We start from the raw sequence: 22,777 nt of genomic DNA, 5'->3' as shown, positions 1-22,777 counted from the left end.
ACATCACTGATGACTAGATTGAGCTAGTCATTGCCAAAAGGTAGCATCATAATGCAATGCACAAAAACGGTTCATCACCTAGAAGAGATAGTGCTCACTCCACCGTAACCGATTTTGCCAAATTGCGCGGCTTATCCACATCAGTGCCTTTGAGAACGGCTACATGATAAGCCAGCAATTGCAAGGGAATGGTGTAAACAATCGGTGCTAGCAACTCGGGCACTTCAGGTAGCTCAATGAGATGCATTTGCTCATGGGGTACGATATTCGCACTCTTACAGGCAAAGACATACAACTCACCTCCGCGCGCGCGCACTACCTCTAAATTAGACATCAGTTTTTCTAAGAGCGAAGTATTCGGTGCAACCGCAATCACGGGCATTTCACTATCAACCAATGCCAAGGGGCCATGCTTCAATTCCCCAGCCGGATAAGCCTCCGCATGAATATAAGAAATTTCTTTGAGCTTCAAAGCGCCCTCTAAGGCCACCGGATATTGCTCACCCCGCCCCAAGAATAAAGCGTGGTGCTTTTCAATAAACTGCTCAGCCAAAGCTTCAATTTTTGGATTTAAATCGAGCGCTTGCTGCACCAATTTGGGTAGCAAGCTTAAGTCAGCCACCAGCTGCCGACTCACTGCCGTTTCCCCTTGTTTAGCTTGAATCACTAAACCTAAGAGCATTTGTAAGGCGACTAGTTGTGTAGTGAAGGCTTTAGTGGAAGCGACCCCAATCTCTGGACCGGCTAAGGTCATCAAAGACATATCTGACTCACGAGTTAGAGAACTTTCTAACACGTTACAAATAGTCAGCGATGCTAAACAAGCCTGCGCTTGCTTCATTTTTTCTAAAGCCGCTAAAGTATCAGCGGTTTCGCCGGACTGTGAAATGGTGATCAATAGTAAATTATCGCGCTTAGGCTGGCGACGATAACGATATTCACTAGCGACCTCTACATGGCAAGGTAGATCGGTATAGGTTTCAAACCAATGGCGTGCAATCAACCCCGCATGATAACTAGTACCACAAGCCACAATCTGGATTTCCTCTACTTTAGCGAGTACCTCCAGTGGGCGATCTCCACTCAGACAAGATAAAATTTGATGTTGGGCCAAGCGTCCTTCTAAAGTCGCCGTAATCGCACGGGGCTGCTCAAAAATTTCCTTAAGCATATAGTGACGATATTCACCTAGCTCGGCTGAACTATCGCCTGCTTTCGATTCACGAATCGGACGCTCAACCGCTTGCCCCTCAGCATCAAAAATCTCAATTTTGTATTGATTGATGCGTGCGACATCACCATTTTCTAAGTAAATAAAACGATTCGTCACAGGTAACATGGCCTGAATATCAGAGCCGATAAAATGCTCACCAATACCGATGCCAATAATTAAAGGGCTGCCTTGGCGGGCGACGACTAAAGTATTCGGCTCAGTAGGGCTCAGTGCTGCCAAAGCATAAGCACCCGTAAACTCTTGACGCGCACTCAACATCCCTTTCAGTAAACTTTCATGACGTTTGGTGTGATAGTCGACCAAATGCGCAGCGACTTCCGTATCGGTTTCAGTACTAAATACATAGCCTAAAGTACCTAAACGCTCACGCAGTTCTAAATAATTTTCAATAATTCCATTATGGACTACCGCTAAACTCTCCCCACTAAAGTGCGGATGAGCATTATGCTCGGCAGGTTTACCGTGCGTAGCCCAGCGGGTATGCGCTATTCCAATTTTCCCCTCAACAGGCTCTGACTCTAGTTTAGTGCTTAAGGCAGCAACTTTGCCTAAGGAGCGTACCCGCTTGAGTTTATTGCCTGTAGTCATTAAGGCAACCCCCGCTGAATCATAGCCACGGTATTCTAAGCGCCGCAAACCTTCCAGAAGAATGCCTGTCACTGGGCGTTGTGCAACTGCACCGACAATACCACACATTATTTTTGCTCCTTGACTGGACGTTGCCAGCCTTTAACTGTCATTTGCTTTGCTCTTGCCAAGGTCAATTGACCAGCGGGTGCCGTTTTGGTAATAGTCGACCCTGCACCAATGGTCGCATCCTCTTCAATTGTCACGGGGGCTACTAATTGAGTACATGAGCCGACAAACACTCGATCCCCGATAGTCGTTTTGAACTTATTTACACCATCATAATTACAGGTGATCGTACCTGCACCAATATTCACATCTTGCCCCATCTCAGTATCACCGATATAACTGAGGTGGCTCACTTTGCTGCCTTTGCCAATCTTAGCTTTTTTGGTTTCGACGAAGTTGCCAATCTTAGCTTGCTCTGCGAGAACTGTGCCAGGTCGTAAGCGCGCAAACGGACCTACCTCACAATCAGCCGCTACGACTGCAGACTCAATGCAAGTATTTGCTTTGATATGAACGCCATCACCAATTTTGGCATCTTGGATCACACAATTCGCGTCGATAATGACGCGCTCGCCTAGCTCTACCTCACCAAGGAACAAAACATTAATATCGATAAAGCAATCTTTGCCAGCTTTAAGCTGTCCACGAATATCTAAACGCGCTGGATCAGCAACCGTCACCCCTGCAAGCATCAAAGCCTCTACTTGGCGTTGCTGAGCCACTCGCTCTAAGCGGGCTAATTGCACCCGATTATTAATACCCTCTGCTTCCAGAGGGTCAGCACAAATAACCGCCTTGACTTCGCGCTGCTCGGCTACAGCCATCCCAATACAGTCGGTTAAATAATATTCGCCTTGGGCATTATTTGGAGTAAGCTGCTTGAGCCAACGCTTAAAATCTGCGCCTTTGGCGACCATAAAACCGGTATTAATTTCTTGGATAGCACGAGTCGGCTCATCAGCATCCTTTTCTTCGACAATTTTTAGGATAGATCCCTGCTCATTACGCACAATACGCCCATAACCTGTCGGATTAGCGAGCTTAGTTGTCAAGACGGCTAAAGCTGCTTGCTCTAAACTATTGACTAGTTGCTGCAAAGTTTCCGAACGGATTAAAGGCGTATCTGCATAAGCAATTAAAACAGGCAGTTCATCCGGTACTAACTCAATTGCCTGAGCCACGGCATGACCGGTGCCTTTCTGCTCAGCCTGCAATACCCAAACAATACCATCCTCTTGAATCGATTGCTTGACCCGTTCGCCTCCATGCCCATAAACAACTGCCAAGCGGTCATTAGTTAATTTTTTGCAGGTATCGATGACATGTTGCAACATAGGTTTACCAGCAACTGGATGGAGTACTTTGGGTAAATCAGAGCGCATCCGCGTACCTTGACCAGCCGCGAGAATAATAGAGAAAACTTGGGTCATAATGGTTTTTGAAGATGAGTTAATGGATAAAGAAACTAGCATTAAATGAATAATTAAGACGGTATTCTACCCGAGTCTTCTTAGAAAAATAATGCATCGATAGGTTTAAAGTAAAAACTCGACCTTTTATCAGTTGCTCAAACACAACAGTCTGTGGCTGATTACACTCTAAAGGGTGATTTAGATGGAATCACTGGGAATAAATTTGAGAACATGGAGTTCGAAATCATGCGTAATTATAAAAAAACTTTAGCTGTTAGCTGTTCAAGCCTGTTATTAGCGGGTCTTGCCGTAAGCCCTAGTGCAAATGCGGCAAGCTATAAGCCTTGTGCCGCGATTGCCCAAGAGTTAGGTGCTAAAATCACCCGTCTAAATCGCTTAGCAGCAGAGCGGCGTGCACAAGGTGATACCTATGGTGAAAGACGTCTTAAAAGCTTAGCCAATGTCGTAGGGGCACATCGCGGTAATTTACCTTGTGTAGGTAAGCGTAGTTGTGCCCTCTAAGCATTAGCTCCTGTAGCTTGTCTGGCTAGTTTTTTGCTCTTATAGTAACGCGCTTTTAATCAAGGGCGCGTTTTATGAACCCAGTAGTCGTCTCGATTGGCTTATTGCTATGTAGCAATATATTTATGACTTTCGCTTGGTATGCACACCTCAAAGAACTGAATAATAAGCCTTGGATTATCGCTGCGTTAATTAGTTGGGGCATTGCCCTATTTGAATACCTACTACAAGTTCCTGCGAATCGGATTGGCTATACGGTATTGACGCTAGGGCAGCTCAAGGTGATTCAAGAAGTCATCACCCTCTCGCTATTCGTACCCTTCGCCTATTTCTATATGCGTGAACCCCTTAAGCTTGATTATCTCTGGGCAGGTTTATGCTTAGTAGGCGCGGTCTATTTTATGTTTAGAGGAAAATAGTAGAGACTTGATTGGAGAATGGGGCAGCTTAGCTTAGTTGAAAAACTGCCTAGTATTTAAACGTGAGAAATACCACTAGCTGGATAAATAAAGTGGTCTTTATGGCGCAGAATAACTGGGTGCATACCTTCATGCGTTTGATGCATATGCACTGCCAGCCAGTTTGCCAATTTAAAGCCACTCAATAAACCTGCGACTCCAGCAAGAATTGCACCAGCCTCTTGAGGAAAGCTCAGCATTTGAAACACTTGTGAGCCTAAAATAGAAAATACCAACATACTGACTAAAGGTAAAAGATAAGCCAATAAGGAATAGAGCACTAAGGTAGTGCTTTGAGTACCAATAATGACTTCATCGCCGGGCTTAGCATGCAAAGGATTTTGCACATAGATAGGCTCACATTTTGCTTTTGAGGAATTAAAAAAGCTAAATGCATTAGAGCAGCCTGCACCTGACTTTACCGAGCAAGCTTTACAGTTAGTCGAATTTGAAGGTAGAACCCAAGCATGTCCATGCTGCGTGCTCACAACCCGTGCAGTTTGTTCAATCATCCCTTCTAGCCTTTGCCGATTATTGTTGGTATTCAATAGATCATTTTTTGATCTTTCCGGCGTATTATCGAGTAACATACCTTAAGCCTTTCTGAATTGCCTGCAAGGTTGATTCAGGCACTTCACCGACAAAAGTAATTAAATGTCCCGCTAGTTCTAAACCCAAAATATGCGTTGCACCATTGGCATAAGACAACTGATCGATATCTTTAGCCGCAGCGGCCGGTGCAACAAATACTGACACAGAGGCCATGCCATCCGATAGCACAATCTGATGAACGTTATTATTGTCGGCTTGAGGAATCACTTTAACCACTTTGAAGCCTGCAGGCAGGTTCTCAAAGCGCCAATTGCCTAGATTATTAGGATCGGTCGAAATCGGTTTTGCCACTGGACTTGCAGACTCACTTGCCTTCGCCATTCTAGCTCTATCCATAGTCATAGTAGCTGCTGCAACTGGTATAGGTGCCACTTGAGTACTACCCACATTTAAATCACTTGCTGGCATTGCTGCTTTAATATCAATGGAAAGCTGAGTGAACATTAATTGTTCGAGTACTTGTTGCTCACGATCCATGAGTGAATATTTCAACAACATGCCAGTTTTAGGGTCTATGCAGTAACGCTGCAGGTAGCGCATTTTGTCTTTAGGGCGCACGACTACTATTTGGCAATCATGCTCGGCTACACGCGCTGTACCACCTAAATCAAAGGCATAGGCCTTAGTGCCAGAAGCATGCGGATTGCCAAACTTCGACAGCGAAAAGCTCTCAACTTGACTACCAGTTTCGCCATCCCCCTGATTTAGTCGCACCACGCTTTCTTGTTCTTGCCCAGCTTGATGTGTAATTCGGTAGGTTGATAACTCATCACCTTTGGAATACACCACTTGCCCTGTGTAATCTAAATCATAAACTGCCGATTGCATGCGATCTAGCAACTCCAAGGCATCAGCAGCCATACTCGGCTGAACCCAAAAGAATGGCAGACCGAGTGTAGCAACGACTAACTTAAGCTTATATTTAGTAATCATTCGAGTAAGAGACAGCCCTGACCGAAGGAACAATCGCTGTAGTTGAGGCATATTTAACATGCTGTGCTACATACTGTTTGAGCACATCTCGGCTCTGAGGATCTAGTTGATTCGCTGAACGGATCGGTTTTGCCTGTGCTAATTGCACTAAAGCGGCTGGTTGAAGCGGTGCATTATCGACCATTTCGGTTTGCTTAAGAGGCTGATTCAGCCAGATCGATCCACCTACCACGGCTATTACAGCCGCCGCTGTTGCCAAGCCAATCACATAAGCTTGCTTCTTGGGTCGCTTGAACTGCAGTGGGGGTAAGCTAGTTGCACTTTGGGTTTCACGTTTAAGAGTACGACTGGATAAGTCGATTACTTTTTCATCGTAGACAGGCTCATCATCTAAGCTAGCGTGGATTCCTGCTAAGAAGTCCGCTTTAGCCACCACGGGTTTATTGCTGGAGCGCATGACTTCGCCAATCAGCGCATAACGACTTAAAGTATTCCCCAACTCTGCATCTTCTCTGAGCGCATTCAAAACTGAAGCGCGCTCAACACCATCAACGGCATCATCTAAGACCGCTGATAGATATTCTTCTTTACTAGCATTCATAATATTTTACCTGAGTTCTACATGCCTTAGACTGCCTAACGCAATAAGGGTTGCAAAACCTTATCAATTGACTCACGCGCACGAAAAATCCGTGAACGCACAGTACCAATGGGGCAATCCATTGCCTCTGCTATTTCTTCGTAGCTCATCCCTTCTAGCTCGCGTAGCACAATTGCCGTGCGCAAATCATCCGGTAATGCATCGATGGCATTACTGACGATGGATTGGATTTCATCGCGCAGCATTTCATTTTCTGGTGTGCCGTATTCCTTTAGAGCCGACTCACCCTCAAATTGTTCCGCTTCATCTGCATCAATATCATTGGTTGGCGCACGCCGACCTTGTGAGACGAGATGATTCTTCGCGGTATTAATCGCAATCCGATACAACCATGTATAAAAAGCGGACTCACCACGGAAATTCTTTAAGCCACGATAAGCCTTAATAAAGGTTTCTTGAGCAACATCTTGTGCAGTATCGGGGTCGTGCATATAGCGCATGACTAGATTAATCACTTTATGCTGATATTTTAATACTAAAACATCAAAAGATTTTTTATCCCCGGCTTGAACACGTTGAACTAGCTCAAGATCAGTTAAACTCGTGCCCATGCGGGCATTACTCCTTACGGTTAGTGTGTTTCGGTCATTTCCGAAAGCGTTATATGCTACAGTGTGCGAGTTAAGAATAGAATATTTTCAACCGCTAATTCAGGGTATCAAGGATAAACGCACACTATGTATGATGTGTTGATAATAGGCAGTGGAGCCGCCGGTTTAACTTTGGCTCTTAATCTACCCCAAACCTGTCAAATTGCTGTACTCAGCAAGAATGCTATTACTGAAGGTAGCACGTATTATGCACAAGGGGGGATTTCAGCCGTCCTAGATGTGCGCGATAGCACGGAGTCGCATGTGGCTGATACCTTAAATGCAGGCGCTGGCCTGTGCAATGTTGATGCAGTTCGCTTTACGGTTGAACATGGTGCTCAATCGATTAATTGGCTACTGGATGAAGGTGTCCCCTTTACCCGCGAAGATGATCACGACCAAAATTCACCGCTGCATTTAACCCGTGAAGGGGGGCATAGTCATCGCCGGATTGCGCATGCAGCCGATGCTAGTGGTTATGCTTTAGAAACTACGTTAGTCGAGCGCTTACGGCAGCGTGAAAATATTCACACTTTCGAGCAGCATATCGCCATTGATCTGATTACTACCCGTAAACTCGGCATGGCTGGCAATCGCGTGGTTGGCGCGTATGTACACAATCGCCAAGATCAAAGCATCGAACCCATGCGTGCACGTTTCACAGTGATTGCCACCGGTGGCGCCAGTAAAGTTTATTTGTATACCAGCAATCCAGATGGGGCAAGCGGTGATGGAATAGCAATGGCTTGGCGAGCAGGTTGTCGAATCGCGAACATGGAATTCATGCAATTCCATCCGACTTGTCTCTATCACCCACGTGCTAAATCACATCTGATTACGGAAGCAGTACGCGGTGAAGGTGGACATTTATTATTACCGGATGGCACACGCTTCATGCCTAAATTCGATCCGCGTGCCGAGTTAGCCCCGCGCGATATTGTAGCCCGTGCCATTGACCATGAAATGAAACGCTTAGGGATTGCCTGTGTTTATCTGGATATTAGCCATAAGCCTGCTGAGTTCATTAAAAGCCATTTCCCGAATGTATATGCCACCTGTTTAGAATTTGGCTATGACATGACTAAGCAACCCATTCCGGTAGTACCTGCTGCACATTATACCTGCGGCGGTGTACTCACTAATCTACACGGTAAAACGGATATTGACGGCCTTTACTGCATTGGTGAGGCTGCGTACACCGGCTTACATGGCGCCAACCGCATGGCGAGTAACTCTTTATTAGAGTGCATTGTGTTCGGTCAGGCGGCTAGTACGGATATTGCGCAGCGCTTAGATGAGGAATTTACCCCACCAGAATTGCCTGCTTGGGATGAAAGCCGCGTCACTGACTCCGATGAACTCGTCGTAGTCACTCACAACTGGGACGAAATTCGCCGCTTCATGTGGGACTATGTAGGCATAGTACGCACTACTAAACGCTTACAACGCGCCCAGCATCGGATTGAGCTATTACTTAGCGAAATTAATGAGTATTACGCTCATTTCCGCATTACCAGCGATTTGATCGAGCTGCGTAATTTAGCCATGGTGGCTTGGTTGATTATCCGCTCTGCCTTGAGCCGTAAGGAAAGTCGAGGTTTACATTATACCCTAGACTATCCAAAGCCGAATCCGAAATTTGAAAAGACGCCTACGATTCTTGACCCAATCAGCATGCATTACTGTCATCGTTAAGCTAGGTTATTGCCACAATCTGGCTCACTTTTATCTCGGAACCTCCGTGCATGGAAATTAAAGTTAACTTTCTTGAAAATCTGCGGCTTGAAGCCAAATTTGATGATTTTACGGTCATCACGGATCAGCCAATCCGTTATAAAGGCGATGGTTCTGCTCCTAGCCCCTTTGATTACTTTTTAGCGTCTTCAGCACTCTGTGCAGGCTATTTTGTACGCGTCTACTGTTTAGCACGTAATTTGCCGACCGAGCAGATTCGCCTGTCACAAAACAATATCGTCGACCCTGAAAATCGTTATCAGCAGATTTTTAAGATTCAAGTGGAGTTGCCAGAAAGCTTTTCTGCGAAAGATCGGGAAGGCATTTTGCGTTCGATTGAACGCTGTACCGTCAAAAAAGTAGTGCAAGCCGAGCCTGAGTTTCAGATTGCAACCGTCAATAATTTAGATGAAGATGCGCAAGCTTTACTAACCTTCAAGCCAGATAGCGAAGCACGTACGTTTATCGCGGGTAAGGATTTACCTTTAGAGCAAACGATTGCCAACATGACTCAAATCCTGGCGAATTTAGGCATGAAAATTGAGATTGCTTCGTGGCGAAATCTCGTCCCGCATGTGTGGTCTTTACATATTCGTGATTCAGCCTCCCCCACGTGCTTTACCAATGGCAAAGGTGTTAGTAAAGAAAGTGCACTCTGTTCAGCTTTAGGTGAGTTCATTGAACGCTTAAGCTGTAATTTTTTCTATAATGACCAATATTTCGGTGAAGCCATCGCAAATAGTGCTTTCGTACATTATCCGAATGAACGTTGGTTCAAAGCAGGCTTAAATGGACGCTTACCAAAAGGATTATTGGATGATTACTGCCTTGCCATTTACAACCCTGATGGCGAGTTGCGTACCGCGCATTTAATTGATACCAACTCCGGCAATAAAACACGCGGAATCTGTGCTTTGCCCTTTGTGCGTCAATCGGATGGTGAAATCGTCTATTTCCCCTCTAATTTGTTGGAAAACCTGTATCTCAGTAATGGCATGAGTGCGGGTAATACCCTCGCTGAAGCGCAGGTACAATGTTTATCGGAAATTTTCGAGCGTGCGGTCAAAAAAGAAATTATTGAAAATGAATTAACCCTACCTGATGTGCCACCTGCAGTTTTGAGCAAATACCCCAAACTAATAGACGGCATTAGGGCACTCGAAGCGCAAGGTTTTCCGGTGCTGGTTAAAGATGCATCTTTAGGCGGGCAATTTCCTGTTGCTTGTGTGACCTTAATGAATCCACACAATGGCGGCGTATTTGCGTCTTTTGGCGCACATCCAAGCTTAGAAATTGCGTTAGAGCGTAGCTTAACTGAACTATTGCAGGGGCGCAGCTTTGAAGGCTTAAATGATTTTCAGCCCCCTACTTTTAATAGCTTAGCGGTGTCTGAACCGAATAATTTCGTCGAGCATTTTATTGATTCTTCAGGAGTAATTTCTTGGCGTTTTTTCAGTAACAAGGCTGATTATGAGTTCTGTGAGTGGGATTTTTCCGGTACGACTGCACAAGAGGCGCAGCGTTTATTCGCCATTTTAGAAGCACTAGGCAAAGAAGTTTACATGGCAGTTCATGAAGATTTGGGTCTGCCTGTTTGCCGGATTATAGTGCCGGATTATTCTGAAGTGTATCCGATTGAAGATTTAATCTGGGATAACACCAATAAAGCCTTGGATTATCGCCATGATATTTTGAACTTACATCAACTATCCGATGAGCAATTAAATGATTTAGTTGAGCGATTAGAGGATAGCCAACTTGATGATTACACAGATATTATTACCCTGATTGGTATTGAGTTTGACGAAAACACGGTCTGGGGTCAGCTAACTATTTTAGAGCTAAAACTCCTGATCCATTTAGCTCTAGCTCAGCATGAAGAAGCGCTCGAAAAAGTTGAACAATTCTTGCAATACAATACTAATACAGTTGAACGTGGCTTGTTTTATCGAGCACTGCAAACCGTATTAACCATTGAATTGGATGAAGAACTAGCCATAACAGATTTTCTACCTAATTTAACTCGACTGTTTGGCCAAACAGTCATGGATGCCGTGCTAGGTTCAGTGGAAGGCAGTGTACGTTTTTATGGGCTGACGCCTACTAATAGCCAGCTTGAAGGTTTGGATAAACATTTACGCCTAATTGAAAGTTACAAAAAGCTGCATACTGCAAGGGCACGTGGAATGCTTAAGAGCTAAAAGTTTGAGATAAAAACCAAGCAAGCATTCACTTAGACCTATTGGATTTGACTGCTCAATAGGCTAATAAGCGCTTGACTCGCAATACATTATTGCTGAGTTCCCCCATACCCATAAACTGTGCCTGCTCATTGATATTTTTATACAAGCGATAAAGTCCGGGCTGAATATTTTTCTCTAAAGCGAGCTTTTGTCCTTGCTGAATTAACAAAGATTCTGCTTCATTTAAATCCAATTCAGGCAAATGCATGAGCGCTTGATCAATAGGCAGTAATAGCTCATCTAAGTGCTCTCGTTGATCTTTAAAAGCTGTCAATGCCTCTAAACTATACATCGGCAAGCTATTGAATGGGGAGACTGCTGTACGCCGCAAACTAGCCACATAAGCACCAACCCCTAAGGTCGCTCCAATATCCTCTACTAAACTACGAATATAAGTGCCTTTACTACATTGCACCTCTAAAGTGGCACTTTCAGCGGAACAGTCTAAAAGCTTTAAATCATGAATTACTACATTACGCGGTACACGCTCCACCTCAATCCCTTGGCGAGCTAATTTATAAAGCGGCTGGCCATCTTTTTTTAAAGCGGAATACATGGGGGGAATTTGCTGAATTTCACCACGAAATTGAGCTAAAACCACCTCAAGTTTTTCAGAAGTGATCTTGGGATGGGCTTGAATGAGTTGCTTCTCACCCTCCTCGTCGCCCGTATTACTGGTATAACCAAAACGTGCGGTGGTGATATAGGATTTATCTGCATCGAGGAGAAAGCCAGAAACTTTGGTAGCTTCACCAAAACAGAGAGGAAGCAGGCCGCTAGCGAGAGGATCTAAACTACCCGTATGCCCCGCTTTTTCGGCAGCAAATAGGAAACGCGCCTCTTGCAAAGCCTTATTGCTAGACATGCCTAAAGGCTTATCTAGCAATAAAATTCCATCGAGTTTGCGAAACTGACAGGGTGCCAAGAGGATTACTTTTCAGAGTCTAAGTCTGGCTTAGCCTGCTCAGGCTCATCATCGGGATGATTCAAACGATCTGAAGCAACCGCTTGATCAATAATCGCGGAGAGTTCATTACCACGGCGTTGAGTATCATCATAGAAGAACTTAAGCTCTGGCGTAACGCGCAGTTTCAAGCCACGCCCCAATTCATGCCGCAGGAAGCCCGCTGCATGATTGAGAATTTCTTCCGCTGGTTTCGCCTGATCAACATCTAAGACATCAAACCAAACTTTCGCATGCGCTAAGTCTTTAGAAACAACCACATCTAACAGTGTAACCATGCCAAGACGCGGGTCTTTTAACTCGCGCACTAGCTGAGCTAAATCACGCTGTAACTGCTCAGCAACACGGTCACTACGTGAATAACCCTGACGAGGTGAATGTGAGGGCATTAGATACTCCGCGCCACTTGTACATGCTCGAAGACCTCAATTTGGTCGCCTACCCGCACATCGTTGTAGTCTTTCACCGCAATACCGCACTCAGTACCGACCTGAACCTCTTTCACATCATCACGATGGCGACGTAAAGACTCCAATTCACCTTCATAGATAACCACATTATCACGCAATACACGGATAGGGTTACCACGGCGCACTACACCTTCAACCACCAAGCAACCTGCAACCTGACCAAAGCCAGAAGCGCGGAACACATTGCGAACTTCAGCCAAGCCTAAGAAGACTTCACGAGTTTCTGGAGACAACATACCGCTCATCGCTGCACGTACATCATTAATGACGTCGTAAATAATGCTGTAGTAACGAATCTCTACATCATTATCTTGCGCTAAGCGGCGTGCCCCTGCATCGGCACGCACGTTAAAGGCTACCACAATCGCTTTAGAGGCGGCTGCTAAGTCCATATCACTCTCATTCAAGCCACCAATGCCTGAAGAGATAATCCGCACTTCAACTTCGTCGGTTGAAAGCTTGAGTAACTCGCTACGAATCGCCTCGACGCTACCCTGCACATCCGCTTTAACCAAGAGATTAATCTGTGCACGTGCACCGGTTTGCATCTGGCTAAACATATTATCCAGCTTGGAACTGTTTTGTGCAGCGAAGCGGCTATCACGTAACTTCTCTTGGCGCAGCTCAGCAATTTCACGAGCTTTACGCTCATCACTCACGACGAAAGCCTCGTCACCCGCTTCAGGCGCAGAAGATAAACCAACCACTGCAACTGGGATCGATGGCCCCGCTTCTTTCACTGAACGACCGGTCTCATCAAACAATGCACGTACCCGCCCATATTGAGTACCACAAAGGAGAATATCGCCTTTGCGTAATGTGCCTTCACGAATCAATACTGTCGCGACCGCACCTCGACCGCGCTCAATACTCGCTTCAATCACTGTACCTTTAGCAGGTACATCGACTGGAGCTTTAAGTTCTTGCACTTCGGCTACCAACAGAATAGTCTCAAGCAGTTCATCAATACCAACTCCCGTCTTCGCTGATACGCGTACTACTGGGACATCGCCGCCCCACTCTTCCGTAAGTACATTAACTTGCGATAGATCGTTTAAAACCCGATCCACATCAGCTTGTGGTTTATCGATCTTATTAATCGCCACCACCATCGGTACATTCGCTTCTTTTGCGTGCTGAATCGCTTCTTTGGTTTGTGGCATGACACCATCATCAGCAGCCACGATCAGAATAACAATATCGGTGACTTGTGCACCACGCGCGCGCATTTTAGTAAAGGCCGCATGACCGGGCGTATCTAAGAAAGTAACAGTCCCACGGCTCGTATCCACATGATAAGCCCCGATATGCTGAGTAATCCCACCAGCTTCACCCGAAGCAACCCGTGTTTTGCGGATATAATCCAGCAAGGAGGTTTTACCGTGATCAACGTGACCCATGATAGTAACCACGGGTGGACGCGTTTCTACCTCAACATCACTGTTGTCACCTAATACAGACGCTAAGATCGCCTCATCATCCATTACTTGCATTGGAGTAGCTTTGTGACCCAACTCCTCTGCGACCAGAATTGCAGTTTCTTGATCAATAGATTGGTTAATTGTCACCATCATGCCCATTTTCATCATCGATTTAATGATGTCTGTGGCACGAATCGCCAGCTTCTGTGCTAAGTCAGAAACAAGAATGGTCGATGGAATTTCGATTTCCCGAATCACTGGCGCAGTCGGTTTCTCGAAACCGTGTTTTACCTCGCGCTCTGGAGCACGACCCGGTTTACGTTTGTTGCCCTTATGTTGAATAACCGGTGTATTCCCACGCTCATTCTCACGTCCACGGGTTTTAACTTTTTTCTTCTCACCACGTTTAGCTTCATCACCCTCATCGTTATCGACTAAAGGCGAAGCAACACGCTCAGCAGGCTCTTCATCCTCTAAACCAATCACATGTTTCGGTGCTAACGACTGCTTAGGCTTGGCACGCGACGGACGACGTTTGAGAGCATCTGAAGCCTCTTGACGAGCCGCATCTGCTACGATCTGACGTTGCTCCATCCCTGAAACCGGCGCTACATCTCTACCTGCAACTGCTTCCGGAGACTCATTCTCTTCGATAAACTCAGGATTTGCATCCTGTGATGCCGGAGCCACCACTGGCTGCTCAATTTCCACAGATGGTATTGAAACAGGCGTAGCTTCTGCTACCGAAACCAAATTAGCAGTATTTTCAACAGCTACTGGCTCAACAATGACTGCTTGAGATGCCACAACCACTTCAACGGGAGCGACTGTAACAGGTACCTGTACTTGTGCAGCAGCTTCTTTTTGACGGCGAATACGTTGTAGCTCGAGTTCACGCCGTTCACGTTCAGCTTTTTCAATTAAAGCTTCACGGGTACGACGATCAGACTGTGCTTGACGGGCTAAAACCTCAGCACGCTGCTCTGCAGCACGATCCGCCTGAGCCTCTGCTTCACTATTACGCAGGTTAATAGTTTTCTTGCGTCTTACCTCGACACCCTGCGGTTTGCGGTCATTACCACCAGCTCCACCAGGAGTAGCACGCTTTAAAGTAATTTTACCTGCACCTGTATTACGATTATCCACCGTCTCAGTTCGTCCACTACTTGCTTCGTTTTTAATACGCTCTAACAACATCAGCTTTTGCGCATCCGTAATTTTATCTTCTGGGCTGTTGACCTCAATGCCTGCTTTTTTTAGCTGTCGCATCAATACATCAACAGGAGCTTTCACCATCGCGGCGAGTGCTTTTACCTGAATATCTGACATTTATTGTCCTCCTGTTGAGTTAGGCCGACTCGCTGTCCTTAAACCAAGGCTCACGCGCAGTCATGATCAATTGAGCAGCACGACTCTCGTCCATACCCTCAATCTCTAATAATTCATCAACCGATTGCTCGGCTAAATCCTCCATGGTACGGACACCTTTTTCAGCTAGTTTATAAGCTAATTCAGTATCCATACCTTTCATCGTCAATAAGTCATCTGCTGGGATAGGCGTATCTTTGGCAATTGCCTCAGTTAATAAGGCAGTACGCGCACGCTCTCGCAGCTCATTAACGATTTCCTCGTCAAAAGCTTCAATTTCTAAAAACTCTTCACGAGGTACATAAGCGACTTCTTCAAGAGTCGAAAAGCCTTCTTCGACTAAGATAATGGCCACTTCTTCATCCACATCAAGGCGATTAATAAATAACTCCAAAACTGCTTGCTGTTCAGCCTCAGTTTTCGCCTCAGCTTCTTCTACACTCATCACATTCAAAGTCCAGCCAGTTAATTCGCTAGCCAAACGTACATTCTGCCCACCTTTACCGATGGCTTGGGAAAGCTTGTCTTTATCAACCCCAATATCCATAGTTTTTTTGTCTTCATCGACCACAATTGATAAGACCTCCGCAGGAGCCATTGCATTCATCACGTAAGTCGCGATATCGTCATTCCACAGCACAATATCGACCCGTTCACCATTTAATTCGGTAGTAACAGTCTGAATACGCGAACCACGCATCCCCACGCAGGCCCCCACCGGATCAATGTTCGGCAGATTAGCACGCACGGCTACTTTAGCACGTGAACCAGGATCACGCGCAGCCCCCATAATATCAATCATCTCTTGATTGATTTCAGGAACTTCAAGCTTCATGAGTTCAATCAAGAAATTGACATCGCTACGGCTCACAATAATTTGTGGCCCACGCTGTTCTTGACGAATTTCTTTCAGATAGCCACGCATGCGCGCGCTATTATGCACCATTTCACGCGGAATCATCTCTTCTCTTGGAATTAAAGCCTCAGCATTATCGCCCAAATCCAAGAAAACACCTTTACGATCAACACGCTTTACCGTGCCCATAATAAGCTGACCTACTTTGCCGCGATAGCTAGAGACTAATTTCTCACGCTCTGCCTCACGTACTTTAGCCACAATCACTTGTTTAGCGGTTTGTGCAGCTATCCGCCCAAATTCTACTGACTCAATTTTTTCTTCGATATATTCGCCAACTTGCGCACTCAAACCGCGATTTTGTGCATAACTCAATAAAATTTGGCGCTCAGGACTTTCAAAGTTGGGATCTTCATCATCCACCACTAACCAACGACGATAAGTATCATAATCGCCTGTATTGCGGTTAACTGCGACCCGGACATCCATATGCATGCCGAAGCGCTTACGAGTCGCCATGGCTAAAGCGGTTTCAACGGCTTCAAAAATTAAACTTTTACCGACGTTTTTTTCGTTGGAAACTGCATCAACAACGTAGAGGATTTCTTTATTCATGAATGTGCACCGCTCCTTTTTCCTTTTTTAGGCGTTGTTTTCATCTCATAGACCAAGCGACCCCGATCAATCACTGCATACGGGATTTCGCAGCTCCCATCCTCTAGCTCAAGCGTAATGGCTTCGGCAGTGGCTGCACACAGCACACCCACAAAATTACGCCGTGCCTGCACCGGTAATTGCGTCCGAACTTTGAGTTTTTCGCCGATATAGCGTTGATATTGCTCTGGAGTGAATAACACTCGATCCACTCCGGGCGAAGAGACTTCCAGTACATAGGCCACTGGAATTAAATCCTCTACATCTAAAGCAGCACCTAGCTGGTTGCTGACTTTTCCACAATCATCGACGGTAATACCATTCGGTGAATCGATGAAAATGCGCAATAAAGCACTTTCCGCATACGGACGGTATTCAAAGCCCCACAACTCATAGCCAAGACCTGTGACCGTGGTGTGAATCAGCGCATTTAAACGTTCTTGCATAGTAACCGTTAGAGCTATTTTACGAGGTAATAAAAAAGCCCCATAAAGGGGCTTTTTATATGTTTGGTAGCGGGGGCAGGATTTGAACCTACGACCTTCGGGTTATGAGCCCGACGAGCTGCCAGACTGCTCCACCCCGCATCAGAGGTTGTGAACTATAGAGACTTTCAGGAGCAGATGCAAGCTCTAATTTAAAAATAACTAAAATAGTTTTAACGAATATGACGATAAACAAAACCGGGGAAAGCAAACACCATAAACAAGGCCACAGTAACCGCGTAAAATTCCCAATCTTGCGCATGATTGCTACCCATGACACGTTGCTCTAGCAAATAGCCAAAGCTTCCTACTACAAAGTACAAAATCAACCACTCAAATAAACGTATCCAAGCCGACTTTTTTGCACATTGTAATACAAAGAAACAACGCTCATTCAGCCAAGGCAAATTAGCTAAAGCTATCACCACTGCTAAATAAATCCATTGATAAGACTGCAAACTCATAAACGGCTCGCGATTAAAGCTAAATCACAAATACCCATGAGCACACCGGGGAAAATTCCTAATAAAATCATGAGCAAGCCATTCGCGCTCACCAGTATACGAATATCCATATCGGCTTCAATTGGCGGTTGATCATTAGGTTTATCAAAATACATGACCTTAATAATCCGCAAATAATAGAAAGCACCTACCACAGACATGACGACCATGAACACCGCAGCCCAAACAAACTTAGCTTGTACCACGGCTTCGATCACTGCGAATTTCGCATAGAAACCAGCCGTCGGAGGAATCCCCGCCATTGAAAATAGTAGCAGCAGGAACATTAAAGCGAACCAGGGATGGCGACCGCTTAAGCCCTTTAAATCCTCTAGCTGGCTCACTTCGTAACCTTTGCGGCCTAATAAGATAAGCATCGCAAAAGCCCCAGCAGACATCATCGCATAGAGTAAAATATAGAACATCGCTGCGCTATGCCCCACATGGGTATTCATCACTATCCCCATCAGCATGAAGCCCATATGAGAAATCGCTGAGTAAGCAAATAGACGTTTTAAATTATTTTGTGCCAGCGCTAAGATATTGCCTAAACCAATCGACAGAAGCGCCAGCAGTATAATCATTTGTGACCATGCACTTTGGGCAGGCTCCAAAGCCTCTGCCATTAAGCGAATCACTAAAGCAAATACAGCGATTTTAGGGGCGCTACTTAAGAATAAGGTAACCGCTGTAGGTGTACCCTGATAGACATCAGGTAACCACATATGAAAAGGCACTACACCTAATTTAAAAGCTAAGCCTGCAACAATAAAAGTCAAGGCAAACATTAAAGGCAAGTTAGTCGCAATATCAGGCTGATTAGTAAAATACTCACGAATGGTATTGAGTTCTAAAGAACCACTAATACCATACAGCATTGACATCCCATATAGCAGGAAACCAGAAGCTACCGCGCCAAGTACAAAATATTTAATCGCGGCTTCCGTGGCTTGAGCATCATCGCGGCGCATCGCAACTAGCGCATACATCGATAACGATAGTAGCTCTAAACCAAGATATAGCACTAATAGATGATAGCCAGATACCATGATCAGCATACCTAAAATAGCACTCATCCCTAGCACAAAGAACTCACCTCTCCACATATCTTGATCACGCAGATATTTACGTGCACAGGCAAACGCTAAAATAGAAATCAATAAAATAGCTATTTTCAGTACACCAGCCATTTCATCGACCATATACATCCCATCAAGGCCAACTGTTTTATCAGGACGATTAAAGAAAGAGCTATAAACCAATAAAATTGTAGTCAGTAAAGAAGCTTGAGTAGCTAAATAAGTAATCACTCGTGATTCTTTACCTAAAAATAAATCCAACAATAAAACTACACACAGGGCAGCTAATAAGAAGATTTCGGGACGAGCAATTTCAAAAGCGGCCATCATGAACTCCCCTTCACTACAGGCATCAGGTCTGATGGCGACACAATCATCATCCACTCGCGAATCGAGCCTTCCATTAATCGAGTTAGTGGCTCAGGCCACCAACCCAAGCCTAAAATCGCAAGTGCTAAAACCGCCAAAATTGCAAACTCTCGACGATTGAGATCGTTTAACTTATTCACTTCGCTGCTATTCACTTCACCAAACAGCACCCGCTTAACTGCCCATAAAGTATAAGCAGCACCCAGAATCAGGGTGGTTGCAGCAATGAAAGCTACCCAGAAGTGTGCTTTAGCACTGGCCAAAATCACAAAAAACTCACCCACAAAACCTGAAGTGCCCGGCAAACCCACATTTGCCATCGCAAACAGCATAAAGAAAGCTGCGAAAAGCGGCATGCGACTAGTAATACCTTGATAGGCGCTGATCTCAACTGTTTGCATGCGCTCAAATAACATACCGACGGCAAGGAACAAAGCACCGGCAACAAAGCCATGCGAAACCATTTGAATCATTGCACCTTGTACAGCCAGTATACTGCCACTCGTATTGGCATCAACAAAGGCCAAACCTTGTAATTTGAATACTAAGAAGAAACCTAGGGTGACAAAACCCATATGCGCAACAGAAGAATAAGCCACCAATTTCTTTAAATTAGTCTGAACTAAAGCAAGCAAACTCATATACACAATCGCGACTAAGGAAAGACTTACTACTAACAAAGCCCAGTCATGCGAGGCCTCAGGCACAATCGGCATGGCTAAGCGATAAAAGGCATAGCCACCTACCTTAACGCTGATCGCAGCTAACATCACCGAACCACCCGTTGGTGCTTGTGAGTAAGCTTCGGGCAACCACGTATGCAAAGGCCATAAAGGAACTTTAACCCCAAAAGCGACTAAAAAAGATAAAAAGACTAACATCTGTGCATTTTCACTTAAATTAGTGAGTGCATATAAATCAGGCAAAAAGAAACTACCATTACTAGTCTGGGTATAAAGATAAATTAGACTTACTAATAAAAAGACCGAACCTGCAAACGTATAAATAAAATATTTAATAGTAGCATGAATGCGTTGTGCTCCCCCCCAAACCCCTAAAATCAGGAATAAAGGAATCAGCATCCCCTCGAAAAACACGTAGAACAATAAAGCATCACGTGCCATGAATACGCCATTGACTAAGCCTTCCATAATCAAGAAAGCAGCCATATATTGATCGACTCGTTCCTTAACAGAGTCCCACGAAGCCGTTAAAACCAACAACGTCATGAAAGTATTGAGTAAAATTAAAGCAATCGAAACTCCATCCACCCCCAGATCATAATTAACATGCACGCCGAGCGCGTCAATCCAACTAAAGGTTTCAGTGAATTGCATTGTGCCGGCTGCTGCATCATAGGCAAAATACAAGGGTAAGCTGAGCAAAAAAGCTATTGCTGCCAACAATAAAGCAGCCTGCCGTGCACCGTAACGATCACCGACAATAAGCACGCCCAAGCCACCCATAATTGGCAGCCAAATCAAAAAACTAAGGATTGGCCATTCCATCATAAATTACTATCTCGCATTATGTTCCGCCAACCCTAGGCTGATCTCAAGGCTAACAAAATCCAGCCCAGCATTAATGCTAAGCCCACCACCATCGCAAAGGCGTAATGATAGACATAACCAGTTTGCACCTTACGTGCCCAACCTGCACTCCATCCAATCACACGCCCTACACCATTCACTAACAAACCATCAATGAGCAGACGATCAATAAAGCTCCATAGTCCTGTCCCTAGATAGACCAAACCATTAGCAAAAAACTTTTGGTTAAAGCTATCGATATAGTATTTATTGTCTAGCCAGCGATAGAGCCAAGGTAGTTTGTCATGTGCTTTATCAGCTAACGTATCGTCTTTAACATAGACCCACCAAGCCAAACCAATCCCAGCTAAAGCTAACCAAAACGGTAAAGATGATAAGCCATGCCCAATGAAGCTTAACACCCCGTGATAACTTTCACGCAGCATAAGCATGGATTGATGGCTGATTGAATTAACCATAATTGTCGTTACATCTTCTGAACCATACATCACACTGCGGGCTTGAACTAAGACCTGTGAGAAGAAATCCCCCATCACTATTGGCCCAATGAAAAAGCCAGCTAATATCGAAGGAACTGCTAATACAACTAGCGGTATAGTAATGACACGTGGTGATTCTTTTAGATGAACTAAAGTCGAATCATCCATACGTTCGTCACCATGGAAGACCATAAAAATCATTCGGAAAGTGTAAAAAGCCGTCACTATTACCCCTAAAAGCACCATCACATAAGCGTAACTAGCTGCAGGCAATTCCGAATGATGCACGGCTTCAATAATGAGGTCCTTGGAGAAGAATCCAGAGAAAACCGGAATACCACTTAAAGCTAAAGCACCAACTACTGCAGTCCAATAGGTGATCGGCATATGCCGCCGTAGGCCACCCATTTTGCGCATATCCTGCTCATGATGCATAGCTACAATCACTGAACCTGCGGCTAAAAATAACAGAGCTTTAAAAAAGGCATGTGTCATCAAATGAAATATCGCTGCTGAATAAGCAGAAGCTCCCAAAGCAACAGTCATATACCCAAGTTGAGATAAAGTGGAATAAGCCACCACACGCTTAATATCGGTTTGAACAATGGCAATCAGTCCCATAAAGAAGGCTGTAGTCGCACCAATAATTAAGATAAAATTCAATATCATATCCGATTGCTCATAGAAGGGTGACATACGTGCAACCAAGAAGATGCCAGCAGTCACCATAGTGGCTGCATGAATCAGAGCAGAAATCGGTGTTGGCCCCTCCATCGAATCCGGCAACCATACATGCAAGGGCACTTGCGCAGACTTACCCATTGCACCAATAAATAGCAGTAAAGCAATTAAGTCCTGATTACTTAAACCTAGAGCCTGAGTGAGGGGATCCAAAGGAGAATCAATAGAGCCTTTAACAACAGAGACACCTAGTTTTGAAAAAACCTCAATATAATCAAAGGTACTGGTATAGCCGACAATGACCGCAATCCCCAGAATAAATCCAAAATCACCAATCCGATTCACGATGAAAGCTTTCATGCTGGCATAGGCAGCAGTTTCTTTCTTATACCAGAAGCCAATCAATAAATAAGAAACTAAGCCCACTAACTCCCAACCAAAAAATAATTGCAGGAAGTTATTACTCATAACCAATAACAACATGGCAAAAGTAAATAGAGAAATATAGCTAAAGAACCGCGTATAGCCCGGATCATCATGCATATAACCGATGGTATAAATATGCACCATCAAAGATACAAAGGTGACCACGACCATCATTAATACAGAAAGATTATCAATCAGGAACCCAAACTGCATTTTAATGCTATCGACTTCGGCCCAAAGATAGACATTCTCATGCAAAATAACGCCATCTAGGGCTACGACTTTGAATACAAACAGTGAGAGTAAAAAGGATAAAGCTACTGAACCCGTCGTGAGCCGATGCGACCAAGTCTTAGCTAATTTATGCCCAAATAAACCCACTACCATAGAGGCAAGTAAAGGGGCAATAACAATGAGTACTAACATAAAACTCATAT

General features: G+C 44.8%; 19 protein-coding genes and 1 tRNA gene. 4 read left to right on the top strand and 16 right to left on the bottom strand.

Annotated elements, in window-relative coordinates:
- Positions 1 to 94: 94 nt before the first annotated feature.
- The gene (glmS, locus tag Q0307_RS03940) at positions 95 to 1,930 is read right to left on the bottom strand and encodes a glutamine--fructose-6-phosphate transaminase (isomerizing) (RefSeq protein WP_298656870.1); all 1,836 of its coding nucleotides are present in this window, start codon (positions 1,928 to 1,930) and stop codon (positions 95 to 97) included.
- Positions 1,930 to 3,300: a bifunctional UDP-N-acetylglucosamine diphosphorylase/glucosamine-1-phosphate N-acetyltransferase GlmU gene (gene glmU / locus Q0307_RS03935; RefSeq protein ID WP_298656867.1), complete on the bottom strand. Its 1,371-nt coding sequence runs from the start codon at positions 3,298 to 3,300 to the stop codon at positions 1,930 to 1,932. The genes glmS and glmU overlap by 1 nt, the downstream gene beginning before the upstream one ends.
- 228 nt (positions 3,301 to 3,528) lie before the next feature.
- Here glmU and Q0307_RS03930 point away from each other — a divergent pair, with 228 nt between their 5' ends.
- Both Q0307_RS03930 and Q0307_RS03925 read left to right on the top strand, forming a co-directional pair.
- Positions 3,529 to 3,804, top strand: coding sequence for a hypothetical protein (locus tag Q0307_RS03930; RefSeq protein ID WP_298656864.1), 276 nt, complete (start codon positions 3,529 to 3,531; stop codon positions 3,802 to 3,804).
- 74 nt (positions 3,805 to 3,878) lie between these two features.
- Positions 3,879 to 4,223, top strand: a complete 345-nt coding sequence (locus Q0307_RS03925; protein ID WP_298656863.1) for a DMT family protein — start codon at positions 3,879 to 3,881, stop codon at positions 4,221 to 4,223.
- Between the two features lie 56 nt (positions 4,224 to 4,279).
- Here the strand turns inward: Q0307_RS03925 and Q0307_RS03920 are convergent, their stop codons facing one another.
- The 4 genes from Q0307_RS03920 to rpoE are packed head-to-tail and all read right to left on the bottom strand — an operon-like array spanning position 4,280 to position 7,019.
- On the bottom strand, positions 4,280 to 4,852 hold the full coding sequence (locus Q0307_RS03920; protein ID WP_298656860.1) for a SoxR reducing system RseC family protein: 573 nt from the start codon (positions 4,850 to 4,852) through the stop codon (positions 4,280 to 4,282).
- On the bottom strand, positions 4,839 to 5,807 hold the full coding sequence (locus Q0307_RS03915) for a MucB/RseB C-terminal domain-containing protein (protein ID WP_298656857.1): 969 nt from the start codon (positions 5,805 to 5,807) through the stop codon (positions 4,839 to 4,841). The genes Q0307_RS03920 and Q0307_RS03915 overlap by 14 nt, the downstream gene beginning before the upstream one ends.
- Positions 5,797 to 6,408, bottom strand: a complete 612-nt coding sequence (locus Q0307_RS03910; protein ID WP_298656854.1) for a sigma-E factor negative regulatory protein — start codon at positions 6,406 to 6,408, stop codon at positions 5,797 to 5,799. The genes Q0307_RS03915 and Q0307_RS03910 overlap by 11 nt, the downstream gene beginning before the upstream one ends.
- A 35-nt stretch (positions 6,409 to 6,443) precedes the next feature.
- Entirely contained in the window at positions 6,444 to 7,019 is a 576-nt protein-coding gene (gene rpoE / locus Q0307_RS03905; protein ID WP_298656851.1) for an RNA polymerase sigma factor RpoE, read from the bottom strand.
- A gap of 126 nt (positions 7,020 to 7,145) precedes the next feature.
- On the opposite strand from rpoE, the gene nadB reads away from it, so the two are divergent.
- Both nadB and Q0307_RS03895 read left to right on the top strand, forming a co-directional pair.
- Entirely contained in the window at positions 7,146 to 8,753 is a 1,608-nt protein-coding gene (gene nadB, locus Q0307_RS03900; protein WP_298656850.1) for an L-aspartate oxidase, read from the top strand.
- A 50-nt stretch (positions 8,754 to 8,803) separates the two neighbouring features.
- Entirely contained in the window at positions 8,804 to 10,993 is a 2,190-nt protein-coding gene (locus Q0307_RS03895; RefSeq protein ID WP_298656847.1) for an OsmC domain/YcaO domain-containing protein, read from the top strand.
- A gap of 55 nt (positions 10,994 to 11,048) precedes the next feature.
- Here the strand turns inward: Q0307_RS03895 and truB are convergent, their stop codons facing one another.
- The 10 genes from truB to nuoL all read right to left on the bottom strand — a co-directional run bounded on the left by truB (position 11,049) and on the right by nuoL (position 22,775).
- Positions 11,049 to 11,966 (bottom strand): tRNA pseudouridine(55) synthase TruB, encoded by a 918-nt coding sequence (gene truB, locus Q0307_RS03890; protein ID WP_366936746.1) that lies wholly within the window; start codon positions 11,964 to 11,966, stop codon positions 11,049 to 11,051.
- The gene (gene rbfA, locus Q0307_RS03885; protein WP_298656841.1) at positions 11,966 to 12,388 is read right to left on the bottom strand and encodes a 30S ribosome-binding factor RbfA; all 423 of its coding nucleotides are present in this window, start codon (positions 12,386 to 12,388) and stop codon (positions 11,966 to 11,968) included. The genes truB and rbfA overlap by 1 nt, the downstream gene beginning before the upstream one ends.
- Complete coding sequence (gene infB, locus Q0307_RS03880; protein WP_298656837.1) at positions 12,388 to 15,219, bottom strand: translation initiation factor IF-2; 2,832 nt, start codon at positions 15,217 to 15,219, stop codon at positions 12,388 to 12,390. Before infB ends, rbfA begins: the two co-directional genes overlap by 1 nt.
- Before the next feature lie 19 nt (positions 15,220 to 15,238).
- Positions 15,239 to 16,729, bottom strand: a complete 1,491-nt coding sequence (gene nusA / locus Q0307_RS03875) for a transcription termination factor NusA (RefSeq protein WP_298656835.1) — start codon at positions 16,727 to 16,729, stop codon at positions 15,239 to 15,241.
- On the bottom strand, positions 16,726 to 17,214 hold the full coding sequence (gene rimP, locus Q0307_RS03870) for a ribosome maturation factor RimP (RefSeq protein ID WP_298656833.1): 489 nt from the start codon (positions 17,212 to 17,214) through the stop codon (positions 16,726 to 16,728). The genes nusA and rimP overlap by 4 nt, the downstream gene beginning before the upstream one ends.
- Before the next feature lie 64 nt (positions 17,215 to 17,278).
- Positions 17,279 to 17,355, bottom strand: a tRNA-Met gene (locus tag Q0307_RS03865).
- A 71-nt stretch (positions 17,356 to 17,426) separates the two neighbouring features.
- Positions 17,427 to 17,717, bottom strand: a complete 291-nt coding sequence (locus Q0307_RS03860; RefSeq protein WP_298656830.1) for a DUF2818 family protein — start codon at positions 17,715 to 17,717, stop codon at positions 17,427 to 17,429.
- A complete protein-coding gene (gene nuoN, locus Q0307_RS03855; protein ID WP_298656827.1) occupies positions 17,714 to 19,165 on the bottom strand; it encodes an NADH-quinone oxidoreductase subunit NuoN in 1,452 nt (483 codons plus the stop codon). The genes Q0307_RS03860 and nuoN overlap by 4 nt, the downstream gene beginning before the upstream one ends.
- Positions 19,162 to 20,715 carry a NuoM family protein gene (locus Q0307_RS03850; RefSeq protein WP_298656824.1) on the bottom strand — a complete coding sequence of 518 codons (1,554 nt, stop codon included), beginning with the start codon at positions 20,713 to 20,715 and terminating at the stop codon, positions 19,162 to 19,164. Before Q0307_RS03850 ends, nuoN begins: the two co-directional genes overlap by 4 nt.
- A 32-nt stretch (positions 20,716 to 20,747) precedes the next feature.
- Positions 20,748 to 22,775, bottom strand: a complete 2,028-nt coding sequence (nuoL, locus tag Q0307_RS03845) for an NADH-quinone oxidoreductase subunit L (protein ID WP_298656822.1) — start codon at positions 22,773 to 22,775, stop codon at positions 20,748 to 20,750.
- Positions 22,776 to 22,777: the final 2 nt, after the last annotated feature.

The organism is uncultured Thiothrix sp., from assembly GCF_937873765.1.
Classification (GTDB): Bacteria; Pseudomonadota; Gammaproteobacteria; order Thiotrichales; family Thiotrichaceae; genus Thiolinea.
Note: the sequence above shows the minus strand (reverse complement) of the source record. Positions and strands in the feature narration are given on the sequence as shown.

Excerpts from the sequence above, each read along its gene's own strand:
- nuoN (WP_298656827.1), bottom strand. The coding sequence starts at position 19,165 with ATGATGGCCGCTTTTGAAATTGCTCGTCCCGAAATCTTCTTATTAGCT.
- glmU (WP_298656867.1), bottom strand. The coding sequence starts at position 3,300 with ATGACCCAAGTTTTCTCTATTATTCTCGCGGCTGGTCAAGGTACGCGG.
- Q0307_RS03860 (WP_298656830.1), bottom strand. The coding sequence starts at position 17,717 with ATGAGTTTGCAGTCTTATCAATGGATTTATTTAGCAGTGGTGATAGCT.
- Q0307_RS03850 (WP_298656824.1), bottom strand. The coding sequence starts at position 20,715 with ATGATGGAATGGCCAATCCTTAGTTTTTTGATTTGGCTGCCAATTATG.
- Q0307_RS03925 (WP_298656863.1), top strand. The coding sequence starts at position 3,879 with ATGAACCCAGTAGTCGTCTCGATTGGCTTATTGCTATGTAGCAATATA.
- Q0307_RS03910 (WP_298656854.1), bottom strand. The coding sequence starts at position 6,408 with ATGAATGCTAGTAAAGAAGAATATCTATCAGCGGTCTTAGATGATGCC.
- Q0307_RS03920 (WP_298656860.1), bottom strand. The coding sequence starts at position 4,852 with ATGTTACTCGATAATACGCCGGAAAGATCAAAAAATGATCTATTGAAT.
- Q0307_RS03930 (WP_298656864.1), top strand. The coding sequence starts at position 3,529 with ATGCGTAATTATAAAAAAACTTTAGCTGTTAGCTGTTCAAGCCTGTTA.
- nuoL (WP_298656822.1), bottom strand. The coding sequence starts at position 22,775 with ATGAGTTTTATGTTAGTACTCATTGTTATTGCCCCTTTACTTGCCTCT.
- nusA (WP_298656835.1), bottom strand. The coding sequence starts at position 16,729 with ATGAATAAAGAAATCCTCTACGTTGTTGATGCAGTTTCCAACGAAAAA.
- glmS (WP_298656870.1), bottom strand. The coding sequence starts at position 1,930 with ATGTGTGGTATTGTCGGTGCAGTTGCACAACGCCCAGTGACAGGCATT.
- Q0307_RS03895 (WP_298656847.1), top strand. The coding sequence starts at position 8,804 with ATGGAAATTAAAGTTAACTTTCTTGAAAATCTGCGGCTTGAAGCCAAA.
- rpoE (WP_298656851.1), bottom strand. The coding sequence starts at position 7,019 with ATGGGCACGAGTTTAACTGATCTTGAGCTAGTTCAACGTGTTCAAGCC.
- rbfA (WP_298656841.1), bottom strand. The coding sequence starts at position 12,388 with ATGCCCTCACATTCACCTCGTCAGGGTTATTCACGTAGTGACCGTGTT.
- rimP (WP_298656833.1), bottom strand. The coding sequence starts at position 17,214 with ATGCAAGAACGTTTAAATGCGCTGATTCACACCACGGTCACAGGTCTT.
- Q0307_RS03915 (WP_298656857.1), bottom strand. The coding sequence starts at position 5,807 with ATGATTACTAAATATAAGCTTAAGTTAGTCGTTGCTACACTCGGTCTG.
- infB (WP_298656837.1), bottom strand. The coding sequence starts at position 15,219 with ATGTCAGATATTCAGGTAAAAGCACTCGCCGCGATGGTGAAAGCTCCT.
- nadB (WP_298656850.1), top strand. The coding sequence starts at position 7,146 with ATGTATGATGTGTTGATAATAGGCAGTGGAGCCGCCGGTTTAACTTTG.